This window comes from Geobacillus sp. LEMMY01 (genome assembly GCF_002042905.1).
Taxonomy (GTDB): domain Bacteria; phylum Bacillota; class Bacilli; order Bacillales; family Anoxybacillaceae; genus Geobacillus; species Geobacillus proteiniphilus.
Map to the genome: position 1 here is coordinate 19,086 of NZ_MVKA01000022.1, position 13,295 is coordinate 32,380.

General features: G+C 47.7%; 12 protein-coding genes and 1 pseudogene. 10 read left to right on the forward strand and 3 right to left on the reverse strand.

Translation table 11 applies throughout. The features are described 5' to 3' along the window. The first annotated feature begins 40 nt into the window (after positions 1-40). The 10 genes and pseudogenes from B1A75_RS11580 to B1A75_RS11625 all read left to right on the forward strand — a co-directional run bounded on the left by B1A75_RS11580 (position 41) and on the right by B1A75_RS11625 (position 10,380). A complete protein-coding gene (locus B1A75_RS11580) occupies positions 41-2,020 on the forward strand; it encodes a putative bifunctional diguanylate cyclase/phosphodiesterase (protein ID WP_079936253.1) in 1,980 nt (659 codons plus the stop codon). A 77-nt stretch (positions 2,021-2,097) separates the two neighbouring features. Continuing rightward, positions 2,098-2,400, forward strand: a complete 303-nt coding sequence (locus B1A75_RS11585; RefSeq protein WP_013145569.1) for a DUF5634 family protein — start codon at positions 2,098-2,100, stop codon at positions 2,398-2,400. A gap of 48 nt (positions 2,401-2,448) precedes the next feature. Continuing rightward, positions 2,449-2,904, forward strand: a complete 456-nt coding sequence (locus B1A75_RS11590; RefSeq protein WP_079936229.1) for a GNAT family N-acetyltransferase — start codon at positions 2,449-2,451, stop codon at positions 2,902-2,904. Further along, complete coding sequence (locus B1A75_RS11595) at positions 2,901-3,053, forward strand: peptidase U61 (RefSeq protein ID WP_013145567.1); 153 nt, start codon at positions 2,901-2,903, stop codon at positions 3,051-3,053. The genes B1A75_RS11590 and B1A75_RS11595 overlap by 4 nt, the downstream gene beginning before the upstream one ends. A 36-nt stretch (positions 3,054-3,089) precedes the next feature. Next, entirely contained in the window at positions 3,090-3,716 is a 627-nt protein-coding gene (locus B1A75_RS11600) for a histidine phosphatase family protein (protein ID WP_079936230.1), read from the forward strand. Positions 3,717-3,859: 143 nt separating this feature from the next. Continuing rightward, a pseudogene (locus B1A75_RS11605) lies at positions 3,860-4,243 on the forward strand (hypothetical protein); the annotation flags it as partial. Then, positions 4,194-6,128 carry a PAS domain-containing hybrid sensor histidine kinase/response regulator gene (locus tag B1A75_RS11610; protein WP_079936231.1) on the forward strand — a complete coding sequence of 645 codons (1,935 nt, stop codon included), beginning with the start codon at positions 4,194-4,196 and terminating at the stop codon, positions 6,126-6,128. The pseudogene B1A75_RS11605 and the gene B1A75_RS11610, both read left to right, overlap by 50 nt. A gap of 280 nt (positions 6,129-6,408) precedes the next feature. Continuing rightward, positions 6,409-7,101: an EAL domain-containing protein gene (locus B1A75_RS11615; RefSeq protein WP_303048391.1), complete on the forward strand. Its 693-nt coding sequence runs from the start codon at positions 6,409-6,411 to the stop codon at positions 7,099-7,101. 431 nt (positions 7,102-7,532) lie between these two features. After that, the gene (locus B1A75_RS11620) at positions 7,533-9,566 is read left to right on the forward strand and encodes a flagellar assembly protein A (RefSeq protein ID WP_079936233.1); all 2,034 of its coding nucleotides are present in this window, start codon (positions 7,533-7,535) and stop codon (positions 9,564-9,566) included. Positions 9,567-9,639: 73 nt separating this feature from the next. Further along, positions 9,640-10,380, forward strand: coding sequence for a LytR/AlgR family response regulator transcription factor (locus tag B1A75_RS11625; RefSeq protein ID WP_079936234.1), 741 nt, complete (start codon positions 9,640-9,642; stop codon positions 10,378-10,380). A 399-nt stretch (positions 10,381-10,779) separates the two neighbouring features. Here B1A75_RS11625 and B1A75_RS11635 read toward each other — a convergent pair whose 3' ends face one another. Genes B1A75_RS11635 through B1A75_RS11645 form a run of 3 tightly spaced genes read right to left on the reverse strand, consistent with a single transcriptional unit; the run spans position 10,780 to position 13,124 of the window. After that, entirely contained in the window at positions 10,780-12,174 is a 1,395-nt protein-coding gene (locus B1A75_RS11635) for a nucleoside recognition domain-containing protein (RefSeq protein ID WP_079936236.1), read from the reverse strand. Beyond that, on the reverse strand, positions 12,143-12,877 hold the full coding sequence (locus B1A75_RS11640; protein WP_074043445.1) for a FeoB small GTPase domain-containing protein: 735 nt from the start codon (positions 12,875-12,877) through the stop codon (positions 12,143-12,145). The genes B1A75_RS11635 and B1A75_RS11640 overlap by 32 nt, the downstream gene beginning before the upstream one ends. Then, positions 12,870-13,124: a FeoA family protein gene (locus tag B1A75_RS11645; RefSeq protein WP_011230980.1), complete on the reverse strand. Its 255-nt coding sequence runs from the start codon at positions 13,122-13,124 to the stop codon at positions 12,870-12,872. The genes B1A75_RS11640 and B1A75_RS11645 overlap by 8 nt, the downstream gene beginning before the upstream one ends. Positions 13,125-13,295: the final 171 nt, after the last annotated feature.

Below are 13,295 nucleotides of genomic sequence, written 5' to 3' on the forward strand. Positions count from 1 at the left end.
GACATCGCTTATTTTGGTGAAACGGCGAGGTAGCAATTGCATGGACAAATATACGGCCTTTTTCCATCACTTCACAGAAGCAGTGGTCATCTTGAATTTGCAAGGCGTGATCATTTACAACAATCCGGCTTTTGCCGGCTTGGCGCTGAGTGAAGAAGAACAGAGGACGCTGTCCGTCGAAGGACGGGCGTTGGTTGAACGGGTGAAACAGCGCCCGGCTTCCTTTCGCTGGGAGTTGCTTGACGGCTTATTGGTTGCGGGCGTGTCGCCGATCATCGGTGAAAACGGACAAACGGCCGCCGTCCTATGCGTTCTTCGCCGCCAAGCGGAGGAGAGCGGCCTGCAAGCGCGGCTTGCCGAAGCGGAACGGCGTCTGCAGCTGATTGTTGAGCATTCGAACGATTACGTGTTGATTTTTTCTCCTAATCGTGAATTGTCATACATTCCGCCGTCATGGAAGCGAAAAACAAACAAGCGTCTTCCAGTGTCATACGAAGAGGTGCTGACGTTTGTCCACCCTGATGACGCCCCGGTCGTGGCACAAAAATTGGCTGAGCTGTACGATACATACGAGACGCAATCCGCCGAATTTCGCAAGCAAGGCGAGAAAGGCGAATGGGTTTGGATGGAGGCGCAAGGGAAGGCGATCATCGATGAAGCGGGGACGCTCGATTGCGTCATTGTGACCGTGAAAAACATCAGCGAGCGGAAGCGGTACGAAGAAAAGCTCCGTCAGCTTGCCTATTTCGATTCGCTCACGGGCATCGCCAACCGCAGCTATTTCGAGCGGCATATTCATGAGCTGATCGCGAGTCAGACGCCGTTTGCTCTTTGTTATTTGGATTTTGACAAATTCAAATGGATCAACGATCATTTTTCCCATCAAGCCGGCGATTATTTTTTGCGCGAGGCGGTCAAGCGCGTCGAGCGGGCGTTGCGTCCCGGCGACTTTTTTGCCCGCATCGGCGGTGATGAGTTTGTTCTCTTGCTGCCGAACATAACGAAAACAGAGATGACCGCCTTGGCGGAGCGGCTTGTCAGTTCGTTTCACGAGCCGTTTTATTACGAAAAACAGCTGATTCAATCAACATTGTCGATCGGCATCGCTTTTTTCCCGAAAGACAGCGATCGGATCGAGCAAGTGATGAAATACGCTGATCAAGCGTTGTACGAAGTGAAAGAGCGGGGGCGGAACGGCTATGCCTTTTACCGCCCGACCGAGCATCGGCAGGCGGTGATCGAGCAAGATTTGCCGTTTGCCATTATGCGCGGGCAGTTGTATTTATGCTATCAGCCGAAAGTGCAGCTCGCGAAAGGAAAGGCGATGGGGGTTGAGGCGCTTTTGCGCTGGCGTCATCCGTCGCTCGGTGACATTCCGCCGCTCGATTTCATTCCGTTGGCGGAGGAAAGCGGGTTTATTTTTGAAATTACATTATGGGTGTTGGAACAGGCGTGCCGCCAAGTGAAAGAGTGGGAAAAAAAATTTCCGGGTCTCAAGCTTGCCGTCAATTTGTCGCCGTTTTTGCTCAATCGTCCGGAGCTCATCGAGCATGTGAAGCGCGTTTTGCGCGAGACGGGGCTTGCGCCTAACCGGCTCATTTTGGAAGTGACGGAGAGCGGATTGATGGAAAACATTGAGACCGGCAGGCACATTTTAACCGAACTGCAGCGACTTGGCGTACAGGCGGCGATCGATGACTTTGGAACCGGTTTTTCATCATTGGCTTACATCCGCAATTTGCCGGTGTCGCTGTTGAAAATCGACCGCAGTTTTATTCAAGGCATTGCGGAAAACTCGAAAGATGCCACGATTGTCGATACGATCATTCATTTAGCAAAAAGCCTGGATATTGAAGTGTTGGCTGAAGGGGTCGAGACCGAGCCGCAAGTGGCGCTTCTTTCGCAAATGCATTGCGACTATGCGCAAGGGTTTTACTTCAGCCGCTCGCTCGAAGCGGAAAAGTTGCAGCAATGGCTTGAGGAGTACAACCGCACGGCTTGCAATGGGCCTTCGTCATAAGTCGGTCATTTCCACTCATGAGTTTCCTCGGCTTGCCGCAAACTACACTTGATGACTAGGCAAGAGGAGGAAAAACCATGGAATTTGCGCCTAGAAGCGTTGTGATCGAGGAGTTCATCGACACGCTCGAGCCGATGATGGAAGCCTATGGACTCGACCAAGTCGGCATTTTTGAAGAGCATGGTGAAGGCAATCGCTATTATGTCGGCTATACGATCAACAAAGACGATGAGATGATCACCATTCACATGCCGTTTGTAAAAAACGAACGCGGTGAACTGGCGCTTGAGAAGCAGGAATGGACCGTCCGAAAAGACGGCCGAGAGAAAAAAGGCTTTCATTCGCTGCAAGAGGCGATGGAGGAAGTGATTCATTCATGATAAGCGGCCGGGCTCGGCCGCTTTTTCGCCATCGAAAGGGAGAGGAGCATGATTGCGGAACTTCACATAGCAGACGACGAAACGGCCGTTAAGGTGCTGCACCTACAACGGCGCGCGTATATGATCGAGGCGCAGCTCATCGGCAGCAAGGCGCTCCCGCCGCTTCACGATACGATCGCTTCTCTGCAGCGATGCGGCGAGCGCTTTTTCGGCTATTTTCAAGGGGAACGGCTCGTTGGGGCGATCGCTTGCGAGCGGAATGGGAAGACGCTTCACCTTTGCCGGCTGATGGTCGACCCGGATTGTTTCCGCCAAGGGATCGCCAGCGCGTTGCTCGACTTTGTCATCAAGCAAGAACCGTCGATAAGCGAGATCGTCGTGACGACCGGAAGCGGCAACGCGCCGGCCATTCGCTTTTACGAACGCCATGGGTTTCGTGCCATCGAGCGCATCGAAACGCCGGAAAGAATCGAGTTAACGAAACTCGTGAAACGAAGAGGATGACACGCGGGTACGAGTTTCCGGTTGTGTATGATGCCGATTTTGGCCATACAGATCCAATGGCAGTGTTGCCAAAAGGCATTCAAGCAGAGATGAAAACGGACAAAAGCGGATCTGTTGCGTTTCGCTTGCCTGAGCGGGCGGTTGAATGAGAGGTAGATTAATAGAGAGGAGACATGAGGGAAGACATGGCGACAACCTTGTATTTGACCAGACATGGGGAAACGAAGTGGAACGTCGAAAGGCGGATGCAAGGATGGCAAGACTCGCCGCTCACGGAAAAAGGGCGGCAAGACGCCATGCGGCTTGGAAAACGGCTTGAAGCGGTGGAATTGGCCGCGATTTACACAAGCACAAGCGGCCGGGCGCTTGAGACGGCGGAGATTGTCCGCGGCGGGCGGCTCATTCCGATCTATCAAGACGAGCGGCTGCGCGAGATTTATCTTGGCGATTGGGAAGGAAAGACGCATGACGAGATTCGGCAAATGGATCCGATCGCGTTCGACCATTTTTGGAACGCGCCCCATCTGTACGCTCCAAAGCGAGGCGAGCGGTTTTGTGACGTGCAGCAGCGGGCGCTTGAAGCGGTGCGGCGCATCATCGAGCGGCACGAGGGAGAAACGGTGTTAATCGTCACTCACGGCGTCGTGCTGAAAACGCTTGTGGCGGCGTTCAAAGACACGCCGCTTGACCACCTGTGGTCGCCGCCGTATATGTACGGCACGAGTGTGACGATCATTGAAGTGGACGGTGGGACGTTTCACGTGACCGTTGAAGGAGATGTGTCACATATTGAGGAAGTAAGGGAAGTATAGCGCTGAATAATTGATTAAGACAGGAAGGACGGGCGCTTGACCGCTGCTCGTCTTTTTTTGTGAAACAACAGCTTCTTAAATATAGGTCATAACGATCCATCGCAACAATGTTGGATGGCTGACTCCATTGTTACGTAGGGGTTGCGGCTATGAAAACGGAGATGTCTATGCATCATCATCCGTTTTTTGTTTGTCTGTCGATCGCTATTTCATTTTTCGCTTCGTTTTTGACATTGTTTATCCTGTTTGTTGCCTGCCGTGTAAAGAACGATCAGTTTTTAAAAAAGGCGGTTCGTTCCGTTGTCCTGGGAGGAGGAATCGCAGCAATGCATTATATATCGATGAAAGGAACATTGTTCCAACTGCCTTATGGCCAAGAAATAATGCGAGCGGAATCGGCATCCTTGATTTCGGTTAATAGTTTGGCTTACATCCTCGCTTTTATTACAATGGCTATATTGATCATGACTAATGTAATTGCTTATCTCGAACGGCGTGAAGTTTTGCGAAAAAAAAAACTTTACTGAAGCTCATTACAAATGTTTAGTCGATTACAATCCGCATCTTGTGTTGTCTGCTGACCTTAAGGGAGAAATTGTAAGCATCAATCCAAAGGCGATGGAGATCCTGCATGTTCATCAAGATGCACCGTTGACCAGTTTATACGACCTATTTTATGAGCATGATGATGAAAAAATTGATGAATGTTTAAGAAAAGTAGAAAAAGGTCAATCGTGCTTCTTTAAGGCTTCAGTGAAAACGTCTCGGGAAGAAAGAGTCATCATGGAGTTTACTTTTATTCCGATAGTGGAAGAGAAAGATGTCATAGGGTTGTTTGTGGTGGGAAAAGATATTACAGAGCTAATAAAATATCAGGAGCGCATCAAAAAAGTGCAACGAGATTTATGGAATGCCATGTGCCAGCAGCAAGGCATGATTTTTAAATTTGTGAAAAGAGGGGAAAGTTTTATTCATACGTTATGCGGCGGGGAATTACTCAATAATTTCGGCATAGATCCTAAACAAGTGCTAGGTAAGAGATTACATGATTTTTTACCGGGGCCTATTGCTGATCAAAAAGAACAATATTATCGGTATACATGGGAAACCGGGGAAACATTGTACTATGAGGGGAATATAAACGGGATTGATTATTTAGTCAGTTTACGTCCCATAAAAAAAGATGGCAAAGTGATTGAAGTGGTTGGTTCAGCGATCGATATTACAGAAAGAAAAATGATGGAACAGGAGATGCTGCGGGCAAAAGAGGAGGCAGAAAGAGCCAATCAAGCAAAATCCAACTTAATTTCGCGCATGAGCCACGAAATTCGTACGCCATTGAACGGAGTGCTAGGGTTCGCCCAATTGTTGGAGATGGACCCTTCCTTAAACGGCCGGCAGCGGGAGTTTGTGCAAGAAATATTGGGAGGTGCCCGCCATTTATTAAATTTAATCAACGAAATGTTAGACTTGGCAAGGATCGAAACAGGAAGGCTGCCCTTAACTTATGATGTAGTCCATCCAGACGACATTATTAAAGAAAGCATTAAATTAGTCGAACCGTTAGCCAATAAGAAAAACATCGACATTCAAGCTCGATCGAGCTTTAGTGAACAAGTGTATTTATACACAGATGCGACGAGAGTGAGACAAGTGTTATTAAACTTGCTTGACAATGCCATTAAATACAATCGTGATGGCGGTACCGTCCTCATTGAAGGGAAATATGATCAGGAAAAAGTGGTTATACATGTAAAAGATAATGGGATAGGCATCCCGGATGAAGAACAAGAAAATATCTTTGAACCATTTTATCGCATAAAAGGCACTCATGTCGACGGCAATGGCATTGGGCTCGCTTTTGTCAAGCAGATTATCCGTCTTTTGGGCGGCACGATTGAGGTGAAAAGCAAGTTGGGCGTGGGAAGCGACTTTTCGTTCAGTCTTCCGGCTGTCAGTTATTTTCACGGCTGGCCGCATTCATCACGAAACAAACCGGTGAATCAGGAGAGGCTATTGAAGCTCGGAAACAAAAAAATTTTATACATCGAAGATCATATATCCAACGTAAAACTGTTGGAGCATATCTTGAAGCCGTTTCCAAATCTTTTGTTAACGTTTGCCTGCAATGGCGGCGAAGGCTTGCAAAAGGCTATCAGTGGCTGGTTTGATTTGATTCTCATCGATATTCATCTCCCAGATATAAGCGGATATACGGTGTTGGAAATGTTGCAAAGCGATGAACGAACAAAGCATATTCCGATGATTGCGCTCAGTGCCAATGCGGTACCAAAAGAGATTGAAAGGGCTTTAAAAGCAGGATTTACGGATTACATGACAAAACCGTTGGAGGTAAACGTGTTTCTTGAAAAACTAATACACATATGGGAGGAAAAGCGCCCTCATAAGTAAGGGGCGTTTTTGCATTTTATGACAAGAAATAACAGAAACGAGAGTTGAACATGTCGTAAAAAGTCGAAAAAAAGGTCTAATATGTCCTTTTATGTGTTGATAAGGGCTGTATAGATGCTTGATGTGCGTGAACGAAGTTAGACAGATGCATGGAAAAAGGTTATATTGAAAGCTAAACGAAAGGTATTAGGCGAATTTTCATGTTCGTCGACTAGTATGATGCAGGGCGAATATCCTATGAAAGGATAGTGAAAGTGTGACTTTAGTCTCTATCCGAAAAATGATCGACAAACAACAGTTTGAACATGTGTACCAGCCGCTGTGGGACTTGTTTAACTGGAGCATCTTTGGATATGAATCGCTGTTGCGGGTAAACGGGATCAATAACGTTGAGCATCTCTTTCAAAAGGCTCGGGAGGAAGGATGTTTATACGAACTGGATCTCGTACTGCTGGAAAGTTCCATCTTTCAGTTTCCTTTTTTGGAGAATAAGGGAAGGCTGCTTTTTTTAAATGTATATCCCTCCACTATTTTGCATCATGAATTTAAACCGTTTTTGAAAAGAGTAGTTGAACGCTTTCCGTATATTGAAAACCGAATTGTGTTCGAATTGAACGAGACAAAAGAAGAAGAGGGTATATGGAAGGATGGAGAGTTAAAAGCAGCTATAGAGTTGATGAGAGGGTATGGTTTTTACATTGCTATTGACGATGTTGGCAAAGGGGCATCGACCTTGCAAAAAATTATTGAATTGCAGCCTGATTATGTGAAGTTGGATCGGTACTTTGCTCAAGGGCTGGCAGCCAATGAAGAAAAACAAAAAATGGTCAGTTTGTTGGCAAGCTACTGCGGCCGCAAAATGGTGCTCGTTTTAGAGGGAATTGAGGAAGAAGTGGATCTCGCCCAAGCGAAGCTTTTGAGAGTGCCGGCAGCGCAAGGGTATCTTTTAGGAAAACCGGGTAAGTTAACATAAGCGAAAGATCAATACTGGCAGGTGTATAAACATACTTAATACGTGCAATTGCGGTTTCGGCGACACACCGTTATGGATCGAGGTTGGAGTGCGGAAAAAATAAAGCCGTTTTTGGTTTATGCAGCAATCCGAACGGGCATGGCCATGACTACCGGCTTGACGTGACGGTGAAAGGACCTGTCAACCTGCTTGCTGGCATCACCGTGAACATGAAGGTGGATAGTGGCGAAACTTTTTAAATTAAAAAGCTTCTTTCGTCATTCCTAATGAAGAAACCGTTCCGGGTCGTCTGCCGGATGGCTGGTTTTGTCCGTGTACAACGGGGCCACCCAATCGTGAATGACGGAAAAATCCACGGCTTCGTTGATTTGGCGCAGAATATGGCTTTTGAGTGCATTAGGAAAAATAGTTGTTGCCAAGGGGGAGCGGCGATGGGGCAAACGATCATTTCGAAAGGAAAAAACATCGATGAGGCCATTCACGTCGGCTTGGCGATTTTGCAAAGCAAACGCGAAGAGGTGCATGTTGAAATCATCCAAAAGGAAACTAGAAGAATTTGGTTTATCGGTTCCCAACCAGCCATTGTCAAACTAACGAAGATAGAAAGGCAAACGGAATCATCAGGCGCTGTCAAAGAAGAGAAATTTGGTTCAACAAATGCGAATGAGGCGCAGATCAAAGCAACAGAAGATCATTTGAGTGGAAAAGCATGGGTGCGAGGAGAGAAAATTTTTTATCGTTCGTCGCCGTTATGCTATCCTACTATTACTGTAGGGCAAGGTGTTCTTCTGTTAAAAAATGGACATCCAGTGGCTGGAACGACGGTTGTCACTGAAGGTGACCAATTAGAAATACAAACTACAGAGGAAACGGTCGAAACGAAATGGGATATTGTCCTTGATGAAGACAAGTTGCACGCCATTTTGCACATAGAGCCGGGGATGAAAAAGCGGTTTCGAATTAAAGATGCCTCCCCTGATTACCATATTGAGTTAAAAGCCGAACAGCATATTGAAATACAAAATACACTTGAGTACAAGTCAGTTTTGCAAAAACTAAAATCGCTGAATATTGTTCAAGGATTTGATTTTACCGCGATGGCTGAAGCAGCGAAGGCGACAAAACCGGGCGATTTTGTCATCGCTAGAGGGGTGAAACCGCAGCAAGGAAAAAACGGTTGGGTGGAGTTAACGGTCAATTTGGACAGTAAACAGGCGGGGCCGAAACTTCGGGAAGACGGCACCGTTGATTTCCGTGAAGTAAACAATATTCCTTCCGTTCATCCGGGACAAGTCATCGCGATCGTTCATCCTCCGATCCCGGGCGTTCCGGGCGTGACGGTGACGAATGAGCCGATTCTGCCTAAACCTGTTCACCCGGTGGCTGTCCATTTAGGAAAAGGTGTAACAGCAATTGAAAATGGGACGAAAATTGTAGCGTTGGCTAGCGGGCGGCCGGTTTTTCGGCAACAAGGACTCGATGTGCATATATTTATGATGGACAAGCTTACTCATCAAGGCGACGTCGATTTGAGTTCAGGCAATATTCGGTTTCATGGCGACGTCGACATTACCGGCAGCGTCGAAGACGGGATGAGCGTCGAGGCGGAGGGCAATATTACGATATTCCAAAATGTCACTCGAGCGACGATTACGTCAAAACAAGCTGTCTTTATCAGACAAAATGTCATTGGAAGCATCATCTCGGCGGGAACAGGCCATATACTGGCTTCCGAGCTCGCACATTTGTTAATGACAATTGAAGAATATATTGAAAGAATGATTTCCTCTATAAAACAATTAGTAAGTTCTCCAGCGTTTAAAAGGATAGATTGGAAACAGAACGGACTGTTCCCGTTGATTAAGCTTTTAATGGATCATAAATTCCGCTCTTTGGCTGTGACAGGACAAAAGTATATCGAAACGGTCAGGAAAAGCGGCCGCCAGCAGCTTCACCCGGTTTGGCTCGATTTGGCCGAGCGGTTTCAACTCTGTTTTTTCTCGAGCATCCCGAACGAGCTCCATTCCCTTGAACAGCTCGCCAAGCTGCTTGAGGACATAAAGGCAACAACGAAACAATATGCGGACACAAATGACGGAGACAGTTATATCGAGATGGCCTACGCGTTGAATAGCACGATCTACTGCAGCGGCGATATAACCGTTTTTGGCCAAGGGTGCTATAACTGCACCATTCATTCCAATGGTTTTCTAGATATAAAAGGGACCATGCGCGGGGGTTGCGCTTACGCCCGAAAAGGAGCGTTGATTCAAGAAGCCGGTTCGGATTCCGGAGTGGTTACACGCATCGTAGTGCCGCATGGCCAAACGGTGAAATTCGGTGTCGTAAAAGAAGGGACGATTGTCCAAATTGGAAAAACATCCTATACGTTTCAAAAAGAACACCGCCAAATTGAGGTCGTGTTAGATGAGAACGGTCAAATCATTTTGGACGAAAAAAGTTGAGGGGGATATAAATGTTCTGTTAATCGAGAGATCACTAGTTGGAATAGGAGGATAGAAAGAAGGGAAGGAAGCAATGAATGATTTAAAAATCGTGATTGCTGATGATGATGCGTCTTCAAGAACGATTTTGCGGCATTTTATCCATTTATTCCCCAATTACGACGTTGTGGCTGAGGCGACAAGCGGAGAGGAGTTTTTGCAGCTTGTCCTCCAAGAACAGCCGGATATTGTATTGGTCGATATCAATATGCCTGGGCTCGATGGCATGGAGGCGGTCAAAATATGCAGGAATATTTTTCCTTCCCTCCAGGTGATTTTTATTACTGGATACGATGAATTTGCCGTAGAGGCTTTTGAAGTGTCCGCTACGGATTATATCGTGAAACCGATTGAGCGAACGCGTCTCTTTTATGCGTTGGAAAAGGCCCGCAAACTGATTGAAATGGCTAAGCAATGCGCCGCTGTAAAAGCGAAACAGCCGAGCAAAAGGCTTGGAATCCGATCGAAAAACTCTATTGTTTTGTTGCCGATGGAAGATATTTTATTCGTGGAAAAGGAAAGCAGAAAAACGGTCATTCACACGGCAAATGAGCAATATGAAACAACGGAGACGCTGAACGAAATTGAAAGGGAGCTGGACAATTGTTTTTTTAAGACTCACCGATCTTATATTATCAATTTGAAAAAAATAGTAAAAATTACGCAAGTTGGCGAAACGTATTTGGCTCATTTTTTCGATAGTGAGAAAGTCGCATATATTTCGAAACTGAAATTTCATGAAGTGCAGAGAAGAATTTTCGATATGAATAATTAGGTGAGTTTTTCAGCAGAAAGCAGAGAGCAGCATGGAATTGCTGAAAGACAGCGCTGGGCACCCTACAATCAGCATAGGAATCGTTGTTTGCCCATCGGATGGAAACACCTCGAAAAAGTTGAGCCTCCACGCCGACCAGGTCTTTATGAGGCAAAGGGTGAGCGCAACAATTATACGTTTTATGGCCGGAAGGTTCGAAGGCTTGTCAAGAAGGCTCTATATGATCCGCAGGTGTTAGCAAGGAACATCGATGCCAAACATGAAGGATGTCCTCAAAAAAAGCGGGACATCCTTCTTTATTGTCGGCACTACTTACTGAGAAGCCTCTCCTCTTGAAACAGAAGGTGAGAGGAGAAAGTTCGGAGCGGGACAGCCTGTTAAGCCAGTCTCGAGAAGAGATCAAATAAGCCCCAACCATCTCGCCAGCTGTGCGGTCGTAAAGGTGACCGCAATGGCAATCGCTGTCGGCAAGGCAAAGGCGACGAACGTCCATTTCGCGCTTTTCGTTTCTTTGTAAATGTTGACGAGCGTCGTGCCGCATGGGTAGTGAAGCAAGGAAAACAGCATCATATTGAGGGCGGTGAGCCACGTCCAGCCGTGGTCGAGCAAAATTTGTTTTAGAGAATGCAGGCCATCGACTTCAGTGAGCGCCCCCGCGGATAAATAGCCCATCAGCAAAATCGGCACGACAATTTCATTGGCTGGCAAGCCTAAAATGAACGCCATCAAAATGTAGCCATCCAATCCCAATGCTTTGGCAAATGGGTCAAGCCAGTCGGCTAAATACGCCAGCACGGTCGTATCTCCCACGTGAACGTTGCCGAGCACCCATGTCAGAATGCCGGCCGGCGCCGCAACCGTTACCGCCCGTTTCAGCACATAGAGTGATTTGTCGAGGGTGGCCCGGATGATCGTCTCCATGATTTTCGGGCGTCGGTACGGCGGCAGCTCCAGAGTGTAATGGGTCGGAATGCCGCGCAAGGCCGTCTTGGATAAGACCCATGAAACGGTCAACGTGACGATGATGCCAAACAACACCATGGCGACGACCACACCCGCCGTAACGAACGTTTTCCATCCGCCTGTATAGCCGGCTGCCATAAATAAGGAAGAAAGCAGGATCAGCGTCGGCCAGCGTCCATTGCAGGGGACGAAGTTGTTGGTCAAAATGGCCAGCATTCGTTCGCGCGGTGATTCGATAATGCGCGTCGACATGATGGCCGCCGCGTTGCAGCCGAAGCCCATGGCCATCGTCAGTGATTGTTTGCCGTGTGCCCCCGCTTTTTTAAACAAGCGATCCATGTTAAAGGCGACACGCGGCAAGTAGCCGTAATTTTCGAGCAAAGCGAATACGGGAAAGAAAATCGCCATCGGCGGCAGCATTACGCTGACGACCCAAGCCGTGCCGCGGTATAGGCCAAGTACAATGAGGCCGTGCAGCCAGTCGGGGGCGTGAATCACTTGAAAGGCCATGGTGAGATACGTTTCGATTGTCCCGAACAAGCGGGCGAGCGAATCGGAAAATACGTTGGCGCCGGCGATGGTCACGTAAAGGACAGCGGCGAGCAGCGCCAGCATAATTGGAAATCCCCACCGCTTCGATGTGACGATCCGGTCAATCTGTTCCGTTCGATCACGTTTCACGCTGTTTGTATGGGTGACACATTCCCGATAAAGCTCGGCCGATGTTTGAAAGATGGCGGCAACGATTTGCTCGCGCACATTGTCCGGCGCCAATGATTTCGCTTCTGTCATTAAGCGGTCAAATCGATTTGATGGATCCGCAGCAGGCATACGCGTTCCCCTCCTTGATCAATGGTTGCGGCGGCTGTTTCAGCGCTTGAAGCAGCGATGTATCGCCGTCAAGGAGACGAAGAGCAATCCAGCGAGCAGGATACGTGTCTCCCATCACTTCTTTAACGAGTGGAAGAAGTTTGGCAATGCCTCGTTCGATTTCCGGACTGTACCGGATGGAAAGCGGGTTGGTGTTGATGCGGCCATGCGCCATGGCATCCACCGTATCAAGCAGTGCATCGATTCCTTCCCGGTTGCGGGCCGAGATCGGCACGACCGGCACGCCGAGTCGGGTTGCTAATTTTTTTGTATTGATCAGGATGCCTCTCTTTTTGGCTTCATCCATCAAATTGATGGCGATAATGACGCGGTCGGTCATTTCCAATACTTGAAGCGCCAGATTTAGGTTGCGCTCTAATGCCGTAGCGTCGACCACAACGACCGTGACGTCAGGACGTTGAAACAGGAGAAAATCGCGCGCCACCTCTTCATCGGCTGAATTGGAATAGAGCGAATACGTTCCCGGCAAGTCGACGATCCGGTACAATGTGCCGCGGTGGCGGCATTCTCCTTCGGCATGAGTGACCGTTTTCCCGGGCCAGTTGCCGGTATGTTGGCGCAGGCCCGTTAAGACGTTGAACAACGTGCTTTTGCCGGTGTTTGGATTTCCCATTAAGGCAATCGTATACGTCATATCAGTCATGGCTGATCTTCTCCCCGTAAATATAGTCACTTTCTTCTTTCCTTAATGCGATCGTCGTTCCACAAACGCGATAGGCGGTCGGGTCGCCAAGCGGGCTTCTTTGTCCAACCTTCACTTCCCCGCCGGGCACAAATCCCAAATCAAGCAACCGCCTTTTTAACATAGGATCAGGAACATCAACCTTTTCGATGCGAAATCGATCGCCCGGTTTCATATCGGAGAGGCGGCAACGTTTTCCTTGTGCCATAAAAGTTTCCCTCCGGTTAATATTTTTTATAAAAGACATTTTTTTTACTTAGACCAACTTTTGTGTTTATCATATTCCAGTCGCCTCGCTGTTGTCAACAAATTTGTTTCATCTTTTTCTGACAGAGTTGTCGAACCAACAACTATTCAAAACAGTAGGAAATCATGTTAT